Origin of the sequence: Prauserella shujinwangii (assembly GCF_003001955.1) — a bacterium.
Taxonomy (GTDB): domain Bacteria; phylum Actinomycetota; class Actinomycetes; order Mycobacteriales; family Pseudonocardiaceae; genus Qaidamihabitans; species Qaidamihabitans shujinwangii.
In genome coordinates, this window is sequence record NZ_PVNH01000001.1 from 196,772 (window position 1) to 216,668 (window position 19,897).

20 protein-coding genes are annotated in these 19,897 nt (G+C 74.3%); 13 read left to right on the forward strand and 7 right to left on the reverse strand.

Annotated features, from left to right (window positions below; translation table 11 throughout):
- Positions 1-52: 52 nt before the first annotated feature.
- Together B0I33_RS00840 and B0I33_RS00845 are read right to left on the reverse strand one after the other, a co-directional pair.
- Positions 53-1,021, reverse strand: coding sequence for a sigma-70 family RNA polymerase sigma factor (locus B0I33_RS00840; RefSeq protein ID WP_106176546.1), 969 nt, complete (start codon positions 1,019-1,021; stop codon positions 53-55).
- Between the two features lie 118 nt (positions 1,022-1,139).
- On the reverse strand, positions 1,140-2,159 hold the full coding sequence (locus tag B0I33_RS00845) for a GlxA family transcriptional regulator (protein WP_106176974.1): 1,020 nt from the start codon (positions 2,157-2,159) through the stop codon (positions 1,140-1,142).
- A gap of 71 nt (positions 2,160-2,230) precedes the next feature.
- Here B0I33_RS00845 and B0I33_RS00850 point away from each other — a divergent pair, with 71 nt between their 5' ends.
- Entirely contained in the window at positions 2,231-2,998 is a 768-nt protein-coding gene (locus tag B0I33_RS00850) for an NAD(P)H-dependent oxidoreductase (protein ID WP_106176547.1), read from the forward strand.
- Here B0I33_RS00850 and B0I33_RS00855 read toward each other — a convergent pair.
- On the reverse strand, positions 2,989-3,207 hold the full coding sequence (locus B0I33_RS00855; protein WP_245900376.1) for a hypothetical protein: 219 nt from the start codon (positions 3,205-3,207) through the stop codon (positions 2,989-2,991). The genes B0I33_RS00850 and B0I33_RS00855 overlap by 10 nt on opposite strands.
- Positions 3,208-3,322: 115 nt before the next feature.
- Between B0I33_RS00855 and B0I33_RS00860 the strand changes: the two genes are divergently transcribed.
- Entirely contained in the window at positions 3,323-4,816 is a 1,494-nt protein-coding gene (locus tag B0I33_RS00860) for an aminotransferase-like domain-containing protein (RefSeq protein ID WP_106176549.1), read from the forward strand.
- 12 nt (positions 4,817-4,828) lie between these two features.
- Here the strand turns inward: B0I33_RS00860 and B0I33_RS29800 are convergent, their stop codons facing one another.
- Together B0I33_RS29800 and B0I33_RS29805 are read right to left on the reverse strand one after the other, a co-directional pair.
- The gene (locus tag B0I33_RS29800; RefSeq protein ID WP_181193130.1) at positions 4,829-5,167 is read right to left on the reverse strand and encodes a transcriptional regulator; all 339 of its coding nucleotides are present in this window, start codon (positions 5,165-5,167) and stop codon (positions 4,829-4,831) included.
- Entirely contained in the window at positions 5,164-5,757 is a 594-nt protein-coding gene (locus tag B0I33_RS29805; RefSeq protein ID WP_181193131.1) for a hypothetical protein, read from the reverse strand. The genes B0I33_RS29800 and B0I33_RS29805 overlap by 4 nt, the downstream gene beginning before the upstream one ends.
- Positions 5,758-5,878: 121 nt before the next feature.
- Between B0I33_RS29805 and polX the strand changes: the two genes are divergently transcribed.
- Positions 5,879-7,600 carry a DNA polymerase/3'-5' exonuclease PolX gene (polX, locus tag B0I33_RS00870; RefSeq protein WP_106176551.1) on the forward strand — a complete coding sequence of 574 codons (1,722 nt, stop codon included), beginning with the start codon at positions 5,879-5,881 and terminating at the stop codon, positions 7,598-7,600.
- 285 nt (positions 7,601-7,885) lie between these two features.
- Here polX and B0I33_RS00875 read toward each other — a convergent pair whose 3' ends face one another.
- Complete coding sequence (locus B0I33_RS00875; RefSeq protein ID WP_245900377.1) at positions 7,886-8,338, reverse strand: MarR family winged helix-turn-helix transcriptional regulator; 453 nt, start codon at positions 8,336-8,338, stop codon at positions 7,886-7,888.
- Positions 8,339-8,408: 70 nt separating this feature from the next.
- Here B0I33_RS00875 and B0I33_RS00880 point away from each other — a divergent pair, with 70 nt between their 5' ends.
- From B0I33_RS00880 to B0I33_RS00905, 6 genes are all read left to right on the forward strand, one after another.
- The gene (locus B0I33_RS00880; protein ID WP_181193132.1) at positions 8,409-9,320 is read left to right on the forward strand and encodes an SDR family NAD(P)-dependent oxidoreductase; all 912 of its coding nucleotides are present in this window, start codon (positions 8,409-8,411) and stop codon (positions 9,318-9,320) included.
- 11 nt (positions 9,321-9,331) lie between these two features.
- The gene (locus B0I33_RS00885) at positions 9,332-10,210 is read left to right on the forward strand and encodes an amidohydrolase family protein (RefSeq protein ID WP_106176553.1); all 879 of its coding nucleotides are present in this window, start codon (positions 9,332-9,334) and stop codon (positions 10,208-10,210) included.
- Positions 10,207-10,662, forward strand: a complete 456-nt coding sequence (locus B0I33_RS00890; RefSeq protein ID WP_106176554.1) for a MaoC family dehydratase — start codon at positions 10,207-10,209, stop codon at positions 10,660-10,662. Before B0I33_RS00885 ends, B0I33_RS00890 begins: the two co-directional genes overlap by 4 nt.
- Positions 10,663-10,723: 61 nt before the next feature.
- Positions 10,724-12,283 carry an AMP-binding protein gene (locus B0I33_RS00895; protein WP_106176555.1) on the forward strand — a complete coding sequence of 520 codons (1,560 nt, stop codon included), beginning with the start codon at positions 10,724-10,726 and terminating at the stop codon, positions 12,281-12,283.
- A 140-nt stretch (positions 12,284-12,423) separates the two neighbouring features.
- Positions 12,424-13,530 (forward strand): MBL fold metallo-hydrolase, encoded by a 1,107-nt coding sequence (locus B0I33_RS00900; protein WP_106176976.1) that lies wholly within the window; start codon positions 12,424-12,426, stop codon positions 13,528-13,530.
- Between the two features lie 40 nt (positions 13,531-13,570).
- Positions 13,571-14,719: a CapA family protein gene (locus B0I33_RS00905; protein ID WP_106176556.1), complete on the forward strand. Its 1,149-nt coding sequence runs from the start codon at positions 13,571-13,573 to the stop codon at positions 14,717-14,719.
- On the opposite strand, the gene B0I33_RS00910 is transcribed toward B0I33_RS00905, so the two are convergent.
- Positions 14,673-15,611, reverse strand: a complete 939-nt coding sequence (locus B0I33_RS00910; RefSeq protein ID WP_106176557.1) for a LysR family transcriptional regulator — start codon at positions 15,609-15,611, stop codon at positions 14,673-14,675. The two genes, B0I33_RS00905 and B0I33_RS00910, sit on opposite strands and share 47 nt — an antisense overlap.
- A 71-nt stretch (positions 15,612-15,682) precedes the next feature.
- Here B0I33_RS00910 and B0I33_RS00915 point away from each other — a divergent pair, with 71 nt between their 5' ends.
- From B0I33_RS00915 to B0I33_RS00930, 4 genes are all read left to right on the forward strand, one after another.
- Positions 15,683-16,648 carry a threonine ammonia-lyase gene (locus tag B0I33_RS00915; RefSeq protein ID WP_106176558.1) on the forward strand — a complete coding sequence of 322 codons (966 nt, stop codon included), beginning with the start codon at positions 15,683-15,685 and terminating at the stop codon, positions 16,646-16,648.
- Positions 16,649-16,657: 9 nt separating this feature from the next.
- Positions 16,658-17,212 carry a PH domain-containing protein gene (locus tag B0I33_RS00920; RefSeq protein ID WP_106176559.1) on the forward strand — a complete coding sequence of 185 codons (555 nt, stop codon included), beginning with the start codon at positions 16,658-16,660 and terminating at the stop codon, positions 17,210-17,212.
- On the forward strand, positions 17,209-18,714 hold the full coding sequence (locus B0I33_RS00925) for a PH domain-containing protein (protein WP_106176560.1): 1,506 nt from the start codon (positions 17,209-17,211) through the stop codon (positions 18,712-18,714). The genes B0I33_RS00920 and B0I33_RS00925 overlap by 4 nt, the downstream gene beginning before the upstream one ends.
- A gap of 134 nt (positions 18,715-18,848) precedes the next feature.
- Positions 18,849-19,877, forward strand: coding sequence for an aminotransferase class V-fold PLP-dependent enzyme (locus B0I33_RS00930; RefSeq protein ID WP_106176561.1), 1,029 nt, complete (start codon positions 18,849-18,851; stop codon positions 19,875-19,877).
- The last annotated feature ends 20 nt before the right edge of the window (positions 19,878-19,897 follow it).

Below are 19,897 nucleotides of genomic sequence, written 5' to 3' on the forward strand. Positions count from 1 at the left end.
GTGGGCACAGACGGCGGACACGTGCGCGTAGCGCGCGGACACGGCTCGCGGGTCAGCTGGCCCAGGCGAGCAGCGAGTCGCGGCGGCTGGACTCCCGCAGCTGGGCGAGCGCGGTCTCCTCGAGCCTGCGCACCCGCTTGCGGGGCAGCCCGAGCCGCTGGGCGATCTCCTGCTGCGTGTGCTGGTGGCCGTCGTGCAGGCCGTACCGCAGCGAGACGATCATCGCCTCGGTCGGCGGCAGGGTCGCCAGGGACGCCTTGACGTCCTCGGCCAGGGCGCCGCGCTCGTACGCCAGGACGGTCTCGGCGCCCTCCCCGCCCGCGACGAGGTCGCCCATGCGCAGCTCGCCGTCCTCGTCGAGTGGCACGTCCAGGCTCATCGTGGCGCGCGAGATCGTGCGCAGCTCGGTCACGCGCTCGACGGGCAGGCCGGACTCGTCCGCCAGCTCCTGCACCGTGGGCTCGTGGTCGCCGCGCGCGAGCAGCGTGCGTTCCACCCGGTCGAGCTTGGCGATCTGCTCGGTGGTGTGCATCGGCAGCCGGATGGTGTGTGCCTGGAACGCGTTGCCCCGCTGGATCGCCTGCCGGATCCACCACATCGCGTACGTCGAGAACTTGAAGCCCTTGACGTAGTCGAACTTCTCCACGGCCCGGATCAGGCCGAGGTTGCCCTCCTGGATGGCGTCGAGCAGCGGCAGGGCCGCGTTGCGGCTCTTGCGCGCCACCGTGACGACGAGCCGCAGGTTGGCGCGGATCATGTGGCTCTTGGCGTCCGCCCCGTCGCGAGCGACGGCCTCCAGGTCGCGCCGGTCGATGTCCAGGTCGCGTTCACCCGCGTCGGCCTGGCGCAGCAGTTCGGCGGCGTACACGCCCGCCTCGATCCGCTTGGCGAGGTCGACCTCTTCCTGCGCGGTCAGCAGCGGGGTGCTGCCGACCTCGTCCAGGTAGAATCGCACCAGGTCCGGCTCCTCGTGGCCGTGCTGGGCGCCGCGGCGGTCTGCGGTTTTCGTGGCGTTGGCCATCGTGGTCACCTCTCTTCCACGCGGCGCCGCTGACAGCAGGGATTCGGCCCGCGACGGCAGGCGGATTGCCGGCTGGGGGTGTCGGGGCTGGGGTTCGCGAGAGCGGCGCGACGCGCACTCAGCTCAACGCGCAAGCGGGTGCCGAAATTCCCGCGCGACCTGCGGCTTCCCGGGGCCCGCGGAAGGTGGCGCGGTAGGCGCTCGGCGACACCCCGAGCGCGGCGTGCAGGTGCTGGCGCAGCGACGCCGCCGTGCCGAACCCGGCGTCGGCCGCGACCCGGTCCACCGGCAGGTCGCTGCGCTCCAGCAGGTCCCGCGCCCGGTCCAGCCTGCGCTGCGCCAGCCACCGGCCGGGGGACATGCCGACCTCCTCCCGGAACCGCCGGGTGAACGTCCGCGTGCTCATCCCCTCCCGCGCGGCCAGCTCCCGCAGCGACAGCGGCCGGTGCAGGTTCTCCAGCGCCCACGCCCGCGCCGCGCCGGTGGAGGACAGCCGCGGCTCGGGGACCGGCCGCCGGACGTACTGGGCCTGGCCGCCTTCCCGGTGCGGCGGCACCACGGTGGCCCTGGCCACCTCGTTGGCGACGGCCGCGCCGTGGTCGCGGCGGATGAGGTGCAGGCACAGGTCGATGCCCGCGGCCTCCCCGGCCGAGGTCAGGACGTCGCCCTCGTCGACGTAGAGCACGTCCTCCTCGAGCCGCACCGCAGGGAAGAACCCGCGGAAGTCGGCCACCGACTGCCAGTGCGTGGTGGCGCGGCGGCCGTCGAGCCAGCCCGCCGCGGCGAGTACGAACGCGCCGGTGCAGATGGAGGCGACCCGGGTGCCGGGGCGGATCCGGCCGAGCGCGGCGGCGAGCGCGGGGCCGAGCCGCCCGTGGGTCTCCGGCTCGTCCGGTTCGTGGGTGGCGGGCACGAGCACGGTGCCCGCCGTCGCGAGTGCCTCCGGCCCGTGGGCGACGTGGATGGGGAAGTCGGCGTCGGTGCGGACCTCGCCCGCCTCGGGCGCGCAGGTCAGCACCTCGTACAGGGGTGCGCCGCCGGGGGAGCGGGCCTGGCGGAACAGCTGGTGGGCCAGGCCGAGCTCCATCGGCACCACCCCGTGCCGCACGAGCACGGCGACGCGGTGCGGGGCCTTCATGGCCCGATTCTTGCACATCTTGTCCATCGGGCCACTCGTCGCCGCCGCGGCCGGGGCGGCACGCTCGGGGCATGAACGTGCTGTGGGTTTACGCGCATCCGGAGGAGCGATCACTGAGCGGGGCCCTGCGGGAGGAGGGCGTCGGCACGCTGCGCGGGCTCGGCCACCGGGTCCGCGAGTCCGACCTGTACGCGATGAAGTGGAACCCGGTGGTGGAGGCGGCCGACTTCGGGCTCGGCAGCGAGGACCGGCTTCTGGTCGGCCCCGCGGCCCGCCGTGCCCACCGGTCCGGGACGCTGAGCCCGGACATCCGCGCCGAGCAGGAGAAACTGACGTGGGCGGACACGGTGGTGCTGCAGTTCCCGCTCTGGTGGCTCGGCCCACCCGCGATCCTCAAGGGCTGGGTGGACCGCGTGTTCGTCAACGGCTTCGCCTTCGGGGTCACGGATCCGGTCACCGGGCGCACCCGGCGCTACGGCGACGGCGGCCTCGCCGGCCGGCGGGCGCTGGTCGTGGTCACGATCGGCGCGCGGGAGGCGTCGTTCGGCCCGCGCGGCATCCACGGCGACCTGGACGGGGTGCTGTTCCCCGTCCAGCACGGCCTGTTCTGGTACACGGGGATGGCGGCGCTGCCGCCGTTCGCGGTGTACGGCGCGGACCGGGCCACCGAGGCCGACTACGCGGCCGCGGCGGCCCGCCTGCGGGACCGGCTCGCCACCCTGCAGGACACCGAGCCGGTGCGTTTCCGCCACCAGGACGGGGGCGACTACGACGACGACCTCGTGCTGCGCCCGCACATCGCACCCGGCGTGGCCGGGCCCGGCGCGCACTACGCGTGAGGCTGCCGCGGCCGTCCGGCGAAGGCGTCCAGGCGGGCACCGTGCGCCAGGCTGACCTCGCGCAGCACGAGCAGCCCCGCCACCAGGTCCCGGGCGAGCCGCGGTTCCGTGTCGGCCAGCACGGCGGGTTCCGGGTACGGCAGCCGGACGGCCCGCCCCAGTCCGGTCAGCAGTGCGCCCACCACGAGCAGCAACAGGATCGTCGACACGGTCCAACCCCTCTCACCCAGACATCTCATTCACGGTCCACTTCGCCGTCCAGTGCTGGCTATTGGACCGGTTATCGCCTATATTTGTCCGATCACTGGACCGGAGAAAGAGCCAATGCTGGGTGAAGTGGATCGTTCTTCGCGGGGTGCGGGGCTCGCGTCCGTCCTCGGCGACTGGACCGCCGGCTCCGGGCCGCTGTATCTCAAGCTGACGGATGCACTGGCCCGTGCGGCCAAGGAGGGCGCGTTGCGGGCGGGGGACCGGCTGCCGTCCGAGCGGGAACTGGCCCGCTCGCTCGCCGTGAGCAGGGCGACGGTGGTGGCCGCCTACAGCGAGCTGCGGGACCGGGGTGTACTGGAGCGCAGGCAGGGCAGCGGCACGCGGGTGGCCGCGGGCGTGCGGCCGCCGCACAGCGACGGCCGGGTCCGCGGCGGCCAGGGCACCGCGATCTTCCAGCGCCTCATCGACGGCCCCGGTTCGCTGATCTCGCTCGCGTGCGCCGCCGAGGGCGGTGCGCCGGAGGTGGCCGACACGTTGCGCGAGGTGGCCGAGCACGACATGGCGAGCCTGCTCGCGGAGCCCGGCTACCACCCGCGCGGGCTGCCCGCCCTGCGGGAGGCGCTCGCCGAGCACTACACGGCCCTCGGCGTGCCCACGACCCCCGACCAGCTGCTCGTTACCACCGGCGCGCACCAGGCGCTCGTGCTGGTGGCCGAGGTGTACCTGCGGCAGGCCTCCACGGTGGTGGTCGAGGCCCCGAGCTGGCCCGCCTGCCTCGACGTCTTCCGCGCCGCGCACGCCGAACTGGTCCACGTGCCGCTCGACGACGAGGGGATCGATGAGCGGGGCCTTGCCGCGGCGCTGGCCGCGCACGCCCCGGCACTGCTCTATGTGATGCCGACCTACCACAACCCGACCGGCGTGCTCATGTCCGAACCGCGCAGGCGGCGCGTGCTCGAACTGGCCTCCCGGCACGGAGTACCGGTGCTGGAGGACAACGCCTACGCGGGCTGCGATCTCGGCACCGGGGACACGGCCCCGCCCGCCCCGCTCGCGGCGTTCGCCGGTGCGGATGCCGAGACGATCACGGTCGAGTCCCTCGGCAAGGCCGTCTGGGGCGGTCTGCGGGTCGGCTGGGTGCGCGGGCCGGCGGGGCTGATCGAACGCTGCGCGCGCCGCAAGGCGCTGGCCGACCTCGGCAGCCCGGTCATCGAACAGGCCATGGCGGCCCGTCTCGTCCCCCGGCTGGCGGAGCTCGCCGAGCACCGCTCCGTGCTGCAGCGGGAACGGTGTGCGCTGCTGGAGCGGCTGCTGCGGGAGCACCTGCCGGACTGGCGCTGGCGGCACCCGGACGGCGGCTCGTCGTTGTGGGTGGCGCTGCCCGACGCCAGTGCCGATGTGCTCGCCCAGGTGGCACTCCGGCACGGGGTCGAGGTGATCCCGGGCTCGGCGATGGACTCGACCGGTGCCCACGACAACCACCTGCGGCTGCCCTTCACGCACCCGCCCGACGTCATGGGGGAGCTGGTGCGGAGGCTGGCTGCCGCCTGGGAGGAGCTGCGCCGCTACGGACCCAGCGACTGCGGGCCGCTGCGCCCCATCGTCTGACCGGCGTGGTCCTCACTCACGCGGCGGGCCGTCGGGGCTCCAGGTGTTGGCCCGTTCGCGCAGTGCGCCGAGCCGCTCCCAGTGCGCGGCGAGCGCCCGCGCGCCCTCGCCGGTCAGCCGGATCCAGGTCTCCGGGCGCTTGCCCCGGAACCGCTTGTCGATCGCGACGATCCCGGCGGCCTCGAGCTTGCTCAGGTGTGCCGACAGGTTGCCCTTGGACAGGCCGGTGAGGCGTTGCAGGAACAGGAAGTCGGCCTCCGCGCAGGAGTTCAGCGCGGTGGTGATCGCCAGCCTGGCGGGCTCGTGGATCAGCTTGTCCAGCCCGGCCAGCTCCTCGAACGGTCCGGTCACGTTCCCGAGGCCCTCCGAGCCGGCCGCGGCCGGAGCGTCCTGCGCAGGAGGAGGTGTCCCCAGACCTGGAGGACGGCGCTGCCCGCGCAGAAGGCCAGGATCCAGACTTCGGTCGTGGACAGCGGGTGCGGACCGGCGGAGCCACCCAGCGGGATCAGGCTCACCACGAGCCACGGCACGCCCACCAGCAGCAGGGCCGGGGTCAGTGGGCGGACCAGCACGGCACCGGCCAGCGCGGCGCCGGACAGCACGATGCCCTCGACGCTCACCGGCCATGTCAGCCCGGCGATGTCGACGGCGGCCGCCGCGACCACGGTCGCCAGCACGGGCCAGAGGAAGACCGCGTCCCGGGTGCCGGTTCGCGGGGGCCGCACCTGGCCGTAGGCCCGGCGGTAGTGGACGATCGCGGCCACCGCGGCCGCCGCGAGCGGCGGGATCGCGGCCAGGACGAGCCAGCCACCGATCCAGTCGCTCGCCCAGGCCATCGCCAGGGCGATCCAGGCAAGCACCGGTAGCGCGGCCAGGCCTTGCAGGTACTCGAAGTGCGTGGTGACGAAGCGGATGCGCGCCAGCTCGGCGTGGTCGGTCACGGACGTTCCCTTTCCCCCAGCGAAACGGACGACCGTCAGGCTACGGCAAACCGGTTTGCAACGCAAACTGAACGTGGGCGGATCGGCACGGCGAGCGGCTCCGGCTCGTACGATGGGGAACATGGCCCGGCGGAACGACGAGGTCGAGGCTCTGCTGCAGGAGTACGCCGACCTCCTTTCCATCACCGGTGGTGACGCCTTCAAGGTGCGCGCCTACGAGCGCGCGGCGCGGGCCGTCGGCGGCCACCACGAGGACGTCTCCACGCTCGACGCGAAGCGGCTGCGTGCGGTCCCCGGTGTCGGGCGCTCGATCGCCGACAAGGTCGCGGAGTACTTCCGCACCGGGACGATCCGCTCGCTGGAGGAGGTCCGCGCGCGGATTCCCGCCGGCGTGCGGGAGCTGATGGCGATCCCCACCCTGGGTCCGAGGAAGGCCGCCCTGCTCTACCACGATCTCGGTATCAGCTCGGTCGAGGAACTGGTCGACGCGATCCACGAGGAGCGGCTGCGCGACCTCAAGGGCTTCGGCCCGAAGACCGAGGAGAACATCCTGCACGGGGTGGCGCTGCTGCGGCAGGCGGGTGGCCGGGTGCCGCTCGACGACGCCTGGGAGCTGGCTGCCGAGATCGTGGCCGAGCTGTCCGGGGTCTCCGGCTGCCTGCGGTGCGTGCACGCCGGGTCGCTGCGCCGGTTCCGGGAGACCATCGGCGATCTCGACATCCTGGCCGCGGCCGACGACTCGGCGCCGCTGATGGACGCCTTCACCCGGCTGCCCCTCGTGGCGGAGGTCATCGCGCGCGGGGCGAAGAAGACGTCGGTGCGCACGACGAAGGGCTTTCAGGTGGACCTGCGGGTCGTGCCGGTGCAGGCGTGGGGCGCGGCGCTGCAGTACTTCACCGGTTCGAAGGAGCACAACGTCCGCATCCGCGAACGGGCCGTGCACGCCGGGCTGAAGCTGTCCGAGTACGGGCTGTTCGACGCCGAGTCCGGCGAGCTGGTCGTGTCGGAGACCGAGGAGGAGGTCTACGCCCGGCTGGGACTGCCGTGGATCCCACCGCCGCTGCGGGAGGATCGCGGCGAGGTCGAGGCGGCGCTGCGGGGTGAGCTGCCCGAGCTGGTGACCGAGGAGGACATTCGCGGCGACCTGCACACCCACACCGATCTCACCGATGGAGTGTCCACTCTGGAGGACATGGTCGGTGCCGCCGCCGGACGCGGGCACGAGTACTTCGCCGTCACCGACCACGCGCCCAACCTGCCGATGGTGCGGATGTCGGACGAGAAGATGCTCGCCCAGCGCGAGCGGCTGCGCGCGGTGGCAGGCGAGTACCCGGCGCTCACGCTCCTGCACGGCACGGAGCTCAACATCGACCCGGAAGGCGAGGTCGACTGGCCCGAGGACTTCCTCGCGACCTTCGACGTGTGCGTCGCGTCCATCCACTCACACTTCACACTGTCCGGAAAGGACACCACGCGCAGGCTGCTGCGGGCGTGCGAGAACCCGTGCGTCAACATCATCGGGCACCCGACGACCCGGCTGCTCGGCCGCCGGGACGCCATCGACGCCGACCTGGGCGAGGTGTTCCGCGCCTGCGCCCGCACCGGCACCGCCCTGGAGATCAACAGCGCGCCCGACCGGCTCGACCTCCGCGACGAGGACATCCTGCACGCGCGCCGGTACGGGGTGAAGTTCGCGATCAACACCGACGCGCACTCCGTGCGCTCACTCGACGTGCTGCGTTACGGGGTCGGCACGGCCCAGCGTGGATGGCTGACCGCCGACGAGGTGATCAACACGTGGCCCCTGGGGCGGTTGCGGGAGTTCCTGCGCAAGGGCCGCTGACGCGTGCCGGACCGGCACGGTCCGTGGGGTTCGTTCGGGGAGGCGCGGAACGCCTGGGTCTGCCCGGTGCGCTGCGTCGTGCGCTGCCGCGTCGGCTGTCCGTGTCCGCGACCTGCGCACGTGTGCCTGCGTCGCGCGATGCGGACACGCGTGCACAGGTCGCGGACACGCGTGCAGAGATCGCGGTGGAGATCCCGGCCGCCTGAACGAGGCACGCCGTACGCCGCGCGGGCGGGGCCGATGGTTCGTGCGGCGTCACGGTTGCCCGTGCCCGGTGCCGGTGGCTCACCCTGGCGGGCCGGCGATGCGCCGCAGCAGGGACTCCAGTGTCGCGCGTTCGGTTCCGCTGAGGGGCCCGAGCAGGGCGCTGTCGGTCTCCGCCGCCAGCTCACGTGCCCTGGCGAGGGTCGTGTGCCCCCGCTCGGTGAGCGTCACGAGCCGGGTCCGCCGGTCCTCGGGGTCGGCCTCCCGCTTGACCAGCCCCGCCCGTTCCAGGTCGTCGACCAGCGCGACCACGGCGCTCGGGTCGACGCCGAGCACCCCGCCCAGCTGCCGCTGCGACAGCCCGCCGCGTGCGGCGGACGCCGACAGCACCGTGTAGTGCCTGCTGCGCAGCCCGTACGGCTCGAGCGCGCGGTTGAGGTCGCGGATCGCCCGCCCGCCCGCACGGGCGAGCAGGTAGCCGACGCTGCCCGCCGGAACGTCGATGATCCCTCCCGGACTCGATGTGCATTCCAATGGTTGACAACTCTAATCGTTGATGGGTACACCTTTATATCAGGAAACCTGATACTGGGAGGTGCGCCGGATGGACCTCAGCGGCAAGGTCGCGATCGTGACCGGCGGTGGTCGCGGGCTCGGCCTCGCCTACGCCAAGGAGCTGGCCTCGGCCGGGGCGAAGGTCGTGGTGAACGACGTGGACACCGGGACGGCCGAGGCCGCGGTGCAGGAGATCGCCGGCGCGGGCGGCACCGCAGTCGCCGAGGTGGCCGCCGTCGGCCCGACCGAGACCGCCGAGGCGCTCGTCGACCGGGCCGTCACGGAGTTCGGCCGCCTCGACGTGCTGGTCACCAACGCGGGCGTGCTGCGCGACCGGGTGCTCTGGAAGATGACCGACGAGGACTTCGACACCGTCGTCCACGTCCACCTGCGCGGCACCTTCACGTGCGCCCGCGCCGCCGCCCGGCGGATGCGCGAGCAGGGGGAGGGCGGCAGGCTCATCCTGGTCGGCTCCCCCGCGGGGCAGCGCGGCAACTTCGGGCAGACCAACTACTCCGCGGCCAAGGCGGGCATCGCCGCGTTCGCCCGCACCTGGTCCATGGAGCTCGCCAGGGCGGGAATCACCGTCAACGCCGTGATCCCCGTGGCCGCCACCGCCATGACCGAGACGATCCCGGCGCTCGCGCCGTACGTCGAGGCCCAGCGCCGGGGTGAGCCGATGCCCCCGTTCGCGCGCCGTGCCCTCGCGTTCGGCACCCCCGAGGACGCCGCCGGGCTCGTCGGCTTCCTGGCCTCCGACGCGGCGGCCGACGTGACCGGCCAGTGCATCGGTATCGGCGGCGACCGCCTCTCGCTGTGGTCACACCCGGCCCAGGTGGTCTCCGCCTACGCCGACGGTGGCTGGTCCGCGGACGCGATCGCGCAGGCGTGGCCGACGACGGTGGGCGCGCGGCCGGAAAGCGTCGGCGAGCAGCTGCCCGAACCACCCGCCGACCAGTGAGGGGACCCGCCATGGACCACACCCGGCTCGAGGCGATCGACGTCCACGTGCACATCGAGACGGACGGCCGCGGCAACATGTCGCTGCCGCAAGCGTTCCTCGAGGCCTCGGCCAAGCACTTCGGCGCCGACCACCGCGCGCCCACGCTGCCCGAGATCGCCGACTACTACCGGCGGCTCAACATGGGCGCGGTCGTGTTCACCGTGGACATCGAGTCCGCCACCGGGCACCCCGCGCTGTCCAACGAGGAGATCGCCACCGCCGCCGCCGAGCACGCCGACGTGCTCATCCCGTTCGCCAGCATCGACCCCGCGAAGGGCAGGGCGGGTGCCCGCCGGTTCCGCAAGCTGGTCACCGAGTACGGCGTGCGGGGCCTGAAGTTCCATCCCAGCATCCAGGACTTCGCGCCCAACGACGGCAGCGCGTACCCCCTGCTGGAGGTGGCGCAGGAGCTGGGCGTGCCCGCGCTGTTCCACACCGGGCAGACGGGGATCGGCGCCGGCCTGCCCGGCGGCGGCGGGATCAAGCTCGGGCTGTCCAACCCGATGCTCGTCGACGAGGTCGCGGTCGAGTTCCCGGACCTGACGATCATCCTCGCGCACCCTTCGTTCCCGTGGCAGGACGAGGCGCTGGCCGTGGCGAACCACAAGCCGAACGTCCACATCGACCTGTCCGGCTGGTCGCCGAAGTACTTCCCGCCACAGCTGGTGCGCTACGCCAACAGCCTGCTGCAGGACAAGGTGCTCTTCGGCTCGGACTACCCGCTCATCACGCCGGAGCGCTGGCTGCGGGACTTCGCCCAGCTCGACCTCAAGCCGCACGTGCGGCCCAAGATCATCAAGGACAACGCGGTGCGTGTCCTGAAACTGGACCAGCAGGAGGACAAGTGACGACGAAGGTCGCGTTCGCCGACGTCAAGACCCTGGTCGGCGCCGACCTCGGGCACAGCGACTGGCTCGAGGTCACCCAGGAGCGCATCGACACGTTCGCCGACGCCACCGGCGACCACCAGTGGATCCACGTCGACCCCGAACGGGCCAAGGACGGCCCGTTCGGCGGGACGATCGCGCACGGCTACCTCACCCTCTCGCTGCTCCTGCCGCTGTGGGGCGAGCTGCTCGACGTCGAGGGGGTGACCACGAAGGTCAACTACGGGCTGAACAAGGTCCGCTTCCCCGCGCCGGTCCGCGCCGGGTCGCGGGTGCGCGTGACCGGCACGCTGGCACAGGTCGACGAGGTGCCGGGCGACGGGCTGCAGCTGACCGCCGACGTCGTCGCCGAGATCGAGGGCGGCGGCAAACCCGCGTGCGTGGCCCAGCTCGTCGTCCGGTTCTACGCCTAGCATCCGGGCACACCGGAGCACACCACCGCGGTACCCACCCCAGGCTCGACGAGGAGTCGGCATGATCCACCGCAGTCCGCTGCCCGACGTGGAGATCCCGGACGTCCCGCTCACCGACTACGTCCTCGGCGGGGCGGCCGCCCGCGGCGGCAAGGTCGCGCTCGTCGACGGGGTGACGGGGGAGCGCCTCACCTACGCCGAGCTGGCCGCTGCCGTCGCGGCCGGTGCCGCCGGGTTCGCGCGCCTCGGCGTCGGCCCCGGCGACGTGGTCGCGCTGGTCAGCCACAACCAGCCCCGCTACGCCGTCGCCCTGCACGCCGCGCTGGCCGCGGGCGCCACGGTCACCCCGGCCAACCCGGTGCTCACCGAGGAGGAGCTGGGCAAGCAGCTCGGCGCGGCGCGGGCCTCGGTGGCGGTCGTCGCGGAGACCGCCGCCGACAAGGTGCGGCGGGCGGCACGCGCCGCCGGGGTCCGGCACGTCGTCGTCCTCGGCACGCACCCGGAGCTGCCCGGCTTCGACAGCCTGCTCGCCGGCGGCGGGCCCGCGCCGCGGCCCGCCCTCGACCCGGCCACCGCCGTCGCCGCGCTGCCGTTCTCCAGCGGCACCACCGGCACCGCGAAAGGCGTGCGGCTGTCCCACCGCAACCTCGTCGCCAACCTCGCGCAGACCAGGGCGGGCTGGCGCATCGGCGCGGACGACGTGCAGGCCGCCGTGCTGCCGTTCTTCCACATCTACGGGTTCACGATCATCCTCAACTCCGGCCTGCTGGCCGGTGCGACCGTGGTCACCCTGCCCCGGTTCGAGCTCGCGACCTACCTGCGCGTGCTGGCGGAGCACCGGGTGACCCGTGCCTACTTCGCCCCGCCCATGGTGCTCGCGCTCGCCACCGCGCCGGAGGTGGCGGAGTACGACCTGTCGTCGCTGCGGTACGCGCTGTGCGGCGCGGCGCCGCTGGATCCGGACGTGACCGAGCGGGCGGAGCGCGGGCTCGGCTGCCTCATCCGCCAGGGCTACGGGATGACCGAGGCGAGCCCCGGTACGCACCAGGTGTTCGACGCCGACTTCCCGGACACGCCCGCGGGCAGCGTCGGCAGGCTGTCCCCGAACACGGAGGCGCGGCTGGTGCGGCCGGGCACCGGCGAGGACGTGGAGCCGGGGGAGGCGGGGGAGCTGCTGATCCGGGGCCCGCAGGTCATGCTCGGCTACCTCGACAACCCGGAGGCCACGGCCGCGACCCTCACCGACGACGGCTGGCTGCACACCGGCGACCTGGTCCGCGTCGACGACGAGGGGCGGTTCTGGGTGGTCGACCGGCTCAAGGAACTGATCAAGTACAAGGGCTACCAGGTGGCCCCCGCCGAACTGGAGTCGGTGCTGCTCACGCATCCCTCGGTGCGCGACGCCGCCGTGGTCGGCGTGCCGCACGCCGAGGGCGGCGAGGCGCCCAAGGCGTTCGTGGTGGCCGGCGGCGAGCTGACCGAGGACGACGTGCTGGCGTGGGTGGCGGAGCGGGTGGCCCCGTACAAGAAGGTGCGGGCCGTGGAGTTCCTCGACGCCATCCCGAAATCGCCGTCCGGCAAGATCCTGCGCCGCCTGCTCAAGGAGCGCCCTCCGTCCTGAGCCGCCGGGTGCCCCGCGTCGCGCTCGTCACGTTCCGCGCACGTGCGGGGAACACGGCCGCCCGGCCGCGCGTTTCCCCGTCACCGGACGGGAGGGAGACGCAGGTGGCGATCGTGACGGCGGGACGGATTCTCGGGTTCATGGCGGCCGGAGTGGGTGCGGCGGCCGCGGGCGGGTTCGCGTACGCGGCGCGGGACGTGCTGCCCGCGCTCGGCGGACGGCCGGACAGCGCCACGCTGCTGGCCTCGCCCCGGTTCCGGGACGGCGCGTTCCACAACCCGCTGCGGCCCCGTTTCCTCCCCGAGGGCAGCGGCCAGGTCGCTGTGCGCGAACTGGTCCTCGGCAACCGGGACCGGCGCCCGCATGGTGCCGTGCCGCTCGTGCCGCCCGCGGGTCCCGCGCCGGACACCGGTGTGCACGTCACCTGGTACGGCCATGCCTCCTCGCTCGTGGAACTGGACGGCACCCGCGTGCTGTTCGACCCCGTGTGGAGCGAGCGGGTGTCGCCCTCGCAGGCGGTCGGGCCCCGGCGGCTGCATCCCGTCCCGCACCGGCTCACCGACCTGCCGCGCCTCGACGCGATCGCCATCTCCCACGACCACTACGACCACCTCGACATGGCGACCGTCGTGCGGCTCACCGAGCTGCAGGACGCGCCGTTCGTGGTGCCGCTCGGGGTGGGGGCCCACCTGCGCCGGTGGAACGTGCCCGAGAACCGGATCGTCGAGCTGGACTGGGGCGGCTCGGTGGAGGTCGCGGGCGCCCGCCTCGTCGCGACCCCCGCGCGGCACTTCTCCGGCCGGGGCTTCGCGCGCAACAACACGCTGTGGCTGTCGTGGGCGCTGCTCGGCGACCGGCACCGCGTGTTCTACACCGGTGACTCCGGCTACTTCGACGGCTACGCCGCGATCGGCGCCGAGCACGGCCCGTTCGACGCGACGCTCGTGCAGGTCGGCGCCTACTTCGCCGCCTGGCCGGACATCCACATGACGCCGGAGGAGGGGGTCGCGGCGCATCGCGACGTGCGGGGCGGGCTGCTGCTGCCGATCCACTGGGCCACCTTCAACCTGGCACCGCACCCGTGGGCCGATCCGGCGGACCGCGTGTGGCAGGCGGCGAAGCAGCACGGGGTCGCGCTGGCCCTGCCCCGCCCCGGCGAGCGCGTGGACGTGGCCGCACCGCCGCCGGTCGACGGGTGGTGGCAGGCGCTGGCGACCCCGGCGGGGGTTTCCGCGCACGCTGCGTAACCAGGCACCATGGCGGCCACCCGACCCGGAAAGGCTGCCCATGAGACGGCCAGCGAGACGCACCGCCGCCCTGTGCCTGCTCGGAGCCGTGACCCTCGGCGGCGCCTGCACCGCCGCGCCCGCCGACCCCAGGGCCGTCCCGGCGCCCCCGGGGGCGCCACCGTCGGCCACCACCCCGCCGCCCCCGCCGTCGTTCACCGTCGTGGCCACCGGGGACGTGCTGATCCACCCCGCGCTCACCGAGCAGGCGGCCCGCGACGCCGACGGCGCGGGGGAGGAGTTCGACTACCGGCCACTGTTCCAGGGCATCCGGCCGCTCATCTCCCGGGCGGATCTCGCGCTGTGCCACCTGGAGGTGCCGCTCGCCGAGGACGGCGGCCCGTACAGCGGCTATCCCCAGTTCAACGCGCCGCCCGAGCTGGCTGGAGCCCTGGCCGACACCGGCTACGACGGCTGTTCCACCGCGTCCAACCACGTGCTCGACCAGGGGCCGGACGGCGTCACCCGCACGCTCGACGCGCTCGACGAGGCCGGGCTGCGGCACACCGGTGCCGCCCGCAGCGAACGGGAGGCCACCACACCGCTGCTGTTCGACGTGGACGGCACCCAGGTCGGGCACCTGTCGTACACGTTCAGCTTCAACGGCTTCACCGAGCCCGGCGGCACGCCGTGGCTGGCCAACGAGCTCGATCCGGCCGCCGTCGTGGCGGACGCGGAGGCGGCCCGCGCCGCGGGGGCGGACGTGGTGATCGCCAGCCTGCACTGGGGCCAGGAGTACCAGCACGACCCGACCGAGGAACAGCGGCGGCTGGCCCGGCAGCTGCTCGCCGAGGACTCGATCGACCTCCTCATCGGTCACCACGCGCACGTGGTGCAGCCGATCGAGCGGATCGACGGCGAATGGGTCGCCTACGGGCTCGGCAACTCGGTGGCCCGGCACGCGGAACCGCGGGGCGTGAGCGAGGAGGGGATCGCGGCCAGGTTCCGGTTCACCCGCGACGGCGACCGCTGGGTGGTCGAGACCGCCGAGTACGTGCCCACCCTGGTCGAGCTGGGGCCGCCGATCCGGCTGGTCGACCTCACCAGCAGTGCCGAGACCGACCGGCGTGCCGAGGCGCTGGAGCGCACGGACGGGATCGTGCTCAGCCGCGGCGGCGCCGAGGACGGGCTGACCCGCCCCGGCCGCTGACCCGCTCGACGAGCAGCGCCAGCAGCAGCTCCACGGCGGGTGAGGAGTCGGCGGCCCGGGTGGTGGCGTGCACCTCCCGCGCCAGCGGTGCCGGGCGCGCCACCGCGCGGAACGTCACGCCCGCGTGGAGGTGACCGCCGTCGGCGGCCAGTTCCGGCACGAGCGCCACGCCGAAGTCGGCGGCGACCAGCCGCAGCATCACCTCGTAGCTGTCGGTGCGGAAACGCACGGCAGGCTCGAAGCCCGCCGCGCGGCACGTCAGCTCCACCAGCGCCTGGAAGCCCGTGGCCGGGCGCGGCGAGATCCAGTCCGCGTCCGCGTAGTCCCGCAGCCGCACGGCGCCCCCGGAGCCGGGCCGCAGGCTCGGCGGCACCGCCAGCAGCAGCCGCTCGCTGCGCAGCGCGGTCTGGCGCAGCCCGCGCAGGTCGGGCTTCGGCAGCTGGGCGTACTGGTGGGTCACGGCCAGGTCGACGTCGCCGGCCCGGACGGCGGGCACCGCCTCGTCCGGTTCCAGCTCCAGGAACGTCAGCTCCACGTCGGGATGCCGCCTGCGGAACGCGGCCAGCGCGGGCACGGTGAACCCCGCCGCGGTGCCGAAGGCCGCGACCCGCAGCCGCCCGCCGCGCAGCCCGGCGACCGACAGCAGCGCCTGCTCCGCGCCGTCCAGCTCGGCCAGGACGCGGTCGGCCCGCTCGGCGAGCACCCGGCCCGCCTCGGTGAGCCGGACGCTGCGGGCCCCGCGTTCGAGCAGCGGCACGCCCGTGTGCCGTTCCAGCGCGGCCAGCTGCTGGGACGCGGCCGCCGCCGTGCACCCGGCACGCTGGGCCGCGCCCGCGATCGAGCCGGTGCGGGCGACATCCCGCAGCAGCCGCAGGCGGCGCGGATCGAGCATAGAGACAACTTACGCTCACCCGAAGAAGACAGGACTGGTCATGGTGCTCGCGGGCGGCGCACGCTGGGGGTATGCGATCCGTACGCACCCCGTCCCCCGACGACGTCGAGCGCGCGTGGCGCGTCGTGCGGGACGTGCTGGCGCCCACCCCGGTGTGGTCCGGCGCGCCCGCGCTGAAGCTGGAGACCTGGCAGCCGACCGGGTCGTTCAAGGTGCGCGGCGCCCTCACCGCGGTCGCCGCGCTGCCCGGGAACGAACAGGTGGTCACCGCGTCGGCGGGCAACCACGGCCTCGGCGTCGCGTTCGCGGCGAGCAGGCTCGGCAGGCGGGCGACCGTGGTCGTGGCGGAGAACGCCTCGGCGGCCAAGGTCGCGGCCCTGCGCACCTTCGGCGTGGAGCTCGTGCAGGTCGGCGCCACCTTCGCCGAGGCGGAGGCGCACGCGCTGGAGCTGGCCGAACGCGGTGCCCACTACGTGTCCCCGTACAACGACCCCGATGTGATCGCGGGCCAGGGGACCATCGGCTACGAGCTCGCCGAGCAGCTCGGCACCCCGCTGACCCCGCTGACCGTGGTGTGCGCCGTGGGCGGGGGCGGGCTCGCGTCCGGGCTGGGCCTGTGGGCCGCCACCGTGCCCGGGGTCCGCGTCGTCGGCGTCGAGGTGGACGCGGCGCCGTCGATGGCCGCCGCCCTGCGCGCCGGGCGCCAGGTCCCCGTCGACGTGCGGCCCACGGTCGCCGACGGCATCGCCGGCAACCTCGAACCGGGTTCGGTCACGATCGACCTGATCGCCAAGCACGTCGACGAGCTGGTGTCGGTCACCGAGGACCAGGTGCGCGCCGCGATCCGGCACCTCGCCGCCGACCGGGGCCTCGTCGCCGAGGGCGCCGGGGCGGCTCCGGTGGCGGCGCTGCTCGCGGGCACCGTGCGGGCCGGCGAGCGCACCGTGGCGGTCGTGTCGGGCCGCAACATCGCCCTGCCGGCGCTGGCCGACGTCCTCGCGGAGGAGGGCGCGCGGCGGGACCGGGGCACGCCCTAAGCTGGCGCCATGCCGGCGACCGGGGGAAGGCCCGCCCACGACGACCCAGGCTCCGACGACAGCGGCAACGGCGGCGCGGTGCTGCGCCTGCGGCCACCCGTCAACCGGGTCGATCCGCGGGCGAAGCGATGGTGGTGGACGCAGACCCTCGCGATCACCGGCGCGCCGCTCGTGGTGCTCGTCGTCCTCGCGCTCGCCCTGCCGCCCGCGCGGGGGTGGCTGCTGGTGGCGGCCGCCGCCGTCGCGGCGGCCGGACTCCCGCTGGGCATCCTGCTGCCGCTGTGGTGGTATCGCGTGCACCGCTGGGAGGTCACCGACTCCGCCGTCTACACCCGCACCGGCTACTTCTGGCAGGAGTGGCGAGTGGCGCCCATGTCCCGGATCCAGACCGTGGACACCCAGCGCGGGCCGCTGGAGCAGCTGTTCGGGCTCGCCACCGTCACCGTCAGCACGGCCTCGGCGAAGGGTGCGGTGACCATCCAGGGCCTCGATCACCAGCTGGCGGCCGACCTGGTCCAGCAGCTGACCGAGACCACGCAGGCCACGCCGGGGGACGCGACGTGACCACGGCCGAGACCGAGTGGCGCAAGCTGGACCGCCGCACGGTGGTGGTGTCCGTGCTGCGGACCGCGGGGCTCGTCGCCGTGGGTGCGCTGCCCGCGGTCGTCGCGGTGTCCGGGAGGTTCTCCCTGGCACTGGCCGCGGTCACGGTGGGACCCGCCATGGTGCTGATCATCGGGGCGGTGGCCATCGGCGACGACATCCGCTGGCGCCGCACGAGCTACCGGATCGGCGCCGAGCGGGTGGAGCTGGTGAGCGGCATCGTCGTGCGCAAGCGGCGCTCCCTGGCGACGGAACGGATCCGCAGCGTCGACGTCACCGCCGGGTTGCTGCTGCGGGTGTTCGGGCTGGCGCACGTCAAGATCGGCACCGGAGAGCAGACCGGGGCGGGGGAGAGCTCGCTGTCGCTGCACCCGGTCGCCGCGGCGGAGGGCGAGCGGCTGCGCCGGGAACTGCTCGACCGGCCCGCCGTGCGGGAACGGGCCGCGGCGGCGGACGGCACGCTGTCCCGCATCGACCCGTCGTGGATCCGCTTCGCCCCGGTGTCGGTCCTGACGCCCGCGATCGGCGGCGCCGCGTTCGGTGCCGTGCTGCAGGTGGCCGAGTGGTTCGGCATGCAGGAGGGCGTCATCTCGTGGACGCTCGACCAGCTGCGCGCGTTTCCGCTGGTCGTGTCCGTACTGGCGTTCGTGGCCGCGGGTCTGGTGGTCGGCGTCGTCGGGTCACTGCTGTGGTTCGTGGAGATGTGGTGGGACTACCGCCTCGAACGCGAGCCGGGCGGCACGCTGCGCGTGCGCAGGGGCCTGCTCACCACCCGCTCGGTGTCGCTGGAGGAGCGCAGGCTGCGCGGCGTCGAGGTGGTCGAGCCGCTGGGCAACCGGCTGCTCGGCGCGGGCCGGGTGGACGCCGTCGCCACCGGGCTGTCCCGGCAGAAGGAGGGCGAGCGCACCGACACGAAGACGCTGCAGCCCGCCGCGCCCCGCGCCGAGGCCGACCGGGTCGCCGCGCTCGTGCTGCGGGAGGAGGTCTCGCCGACGGCGTCGGTGCGGCTGCGGGGCCATCCGCGCGCGGCGCGCGGCAGGCGGGTGCGGTGGGCACTGCTGACCGTGCTGGTCGCCGTGGCGCCGCTGCTGGTGCTGGGGCTCGTGCTCACGCCGGTGCTGCTGCACCTGGCCTGGATCTGCGCGCTGGTGCTGACCCCGGTCGCGGTGGCGATCGCGTTCGACGCCTACCGCAACCTCGGGCACGGCATCACCGGCGGCTACCTGGTCGCGCGGCACGGGGCGGTGCGGCGCAGCACCGTCGCGTTGCAACGGCGCGGCGTGATCGGCTGGACGGCGAGGCAGTCGATCTTCCAGCGGCGGCGCGGACTGCTCACGCTGACCGCGACCACGGCCGCGGGCGGCGGCGCGTACTCCGTGCACGACGTGGGCGAGAGCGAGGGCCTGACGTTCGCCGAGGAGGCCGTTCCCGACCTGTTCGGTCCGTTCCTGGAACGCACCTGATCCGCGAGTCCCCCGTTCCGGACGCCGAGTGCCGCGTTCGGGACTCGGCGTCCGGTGCCGGAAGGGGAGTCCGCGAGCTCTGCGCGGGGGACTCGCGTGCCTGGGCGGGGGACTCGCGGGGCTAGGGTCGTCGCATGCGCCACGCGTTCGACGCCGACTTCGCCGTCCCGGCCGGATACGTGAACACACCGAGCATCGGCGTCCCGCCCGAGCACGTGGCCGACGCGGTGGCGGCGGCGGTGCGGCGGTGGCGCACCGGTGCCGATTCGCCGGGCGACTTCGACGCCCCCGTGCGCGCCTCGCGGGAGGGCTTCGCGCGGCTGGTCGGCGTGCCCGCCGAGCGGGTCGCCATCGGTGGCAGCGTGTCGCAGCTGGTGTCCACGGTCGCGGCGGCCGTGCCGGACGGCGCCAGGGTGCTCGTCGCCGAGGGCGAGTTCACGAGCCTCACCTTCCCGTTCGCCGCGCAGGCCGCCCGGGGCGTCACGGTGCGCGAGACCGCCCTCGCCACACTACCGTCGCGTGTGGACGGTCACGACCTGGTCGCGGTGAGCGTCGTGCAGTCCGCCGACGGCCGGATCGCCGACCTCGCCGCCCTGCGTGCCGCGGCCGAGGCGGCGAACGTCCCGGTCCTGCTCGACGCGACGCAGGCCGCGGGCTGGTTGCCGCTGCGCCTCGACTGGGCCGACTGGGTGGTCGCCGCCGGGTACAAGTGGCTGCTCGCCCCGCGCGGCGCCGCGTGGCTCGCCGTGCACCCGCGCGTGCTGGACCGCACCACACCGGTCGCCGCCAACTGGTACGCCGGGGAGGACCCGTGGCAGACCGTGTACGGGCTGCCGCTGCGCCTCGCCGAGGGCGCCCGGCGGTTCGACCTGTCCCCGGCGTGGCTGCCGTTCGCGGGGGCGGCCGAGGCGCTGACCTACCTCGCCGCGCTCGACCGGGAGGCGGTGCGCGCGCACTGCGCGGGGCTCGCCGACCGGCTGCGGGCAGGGCTGGGGCAGGCGGCGCGGGGCAGCGCGATCGTGACGATCGAGGAGCCGGACGCGGCCCAGCGGCTCGCCGCGGCCGGGGTCCGGGCGAGCGTGCGGGCCGGGAGGGCCCGGGTCGGTTTCCACCTCTACAACACGGCCGAGGACGTCGACCGGGTGCTGGCGGCCCTGGCCTGACCCCGGTGCACTACCGTCAC

Bases quoted from the DNA above. Each gene is read 5' to 3' on its own strand.
- B0I33_RS00880 (WP_181193132.1), top strand. From the start codon at position 8,409: ATGGACCTCAGCGGCAAGGTCGCGATCGTGACCGGCGGTGGTCGCGGG.
- B0I33_RS00895 (WP_106176555.1), top strand. From the start codon at position 10,724: ATGATCCACCGCAGTCCGCTGCCCGACGTGGAGATCCCGGACGTCCCG.
- B0I33_RS00920 (WP_106176559.1), top strand. From the start codon at position 16,658: ATGCCGGCGACCGGGGGAAGGCCCGCCCACGACGACCCAGGCTCCGAC.
- B0I33_RS00885 (WP_106176553.1), top strand. From the start codon at position 9,332: ATGGACCACACCCGGCTCGAGGCGATCGACGTCCACGTGCACATCGAG.
- B0I33_RS00845 (WP_106176974.1), bottom strand. From the start codon at position 2,159: ATGAAGGCCCCGCACCGCGTCGCCGTGCTCGTGCGGCACGGGGTGGTG.
- B0I33_RS00850 (WP_106176547.1), top strand. From the start codon at position 2,231: ATGAACGTGCTGTGGGTTTACGCGCATCCGGAGGAGCGATCACTGAGC.
- B0I33_RS00915 (WP_106176558.1), top strand. From the start codon at position 15,683: ATGCGATCCGTACGCACCCCGTCCCCCGACGACGTCGAGCGCGCGTGG.
- B0I33_RS00905 (WP_106176556.1), top strand. From the start codon at position 13,571: ATGAGACGGCCAGCGAGACGCACCGCCGCCCTGTGCCTGCTCGGAGCC.
- B0I33_RS00900 (WP_106176976.1), top strand. From the start codon at position 12,424: ATGGCGGCCGGAGTGGGTGCGGCGGCCGCGGGCGGGTTCGCGTACGCG.
- B0I33_RS00930 (WP_106176561.1), top strand. From the start codon at position 18,849: ATGCGCCACGCGTTCGACGCCGACTTCGCCGTCCCGGCCGGATACGTG.
- polX (WP_106176551.1), top strand. From the start codon at position 5,879: ATGGCCCGGCGGAACGACGAGGTCGAGGCTCTGCTGCAGGAGTACGCC.
- B0I33_RS00840 (WP_106176546.1), bottom strand. From the start codon at position 1,021: ATGGCCAACGCCACGAAAACCGCAGACCGCCGCGGCGCCCAGCACGGC.
- B0I33_RS00860 (WP_106176549.1), top strand. From the start codon at position 3,323: ATGCTGGGTGAAGTGGATCGTTCTTCGCGGGGTGCGGGGCTCGCGTCC.
- B0I33_RS00910 (WP_106176557.1), bottom strand. From the start codon at position 15,611: ATGCTCGATCCGCGCCGCCTGCGGCTGCTGCGGGATGTCGCCCGCACC.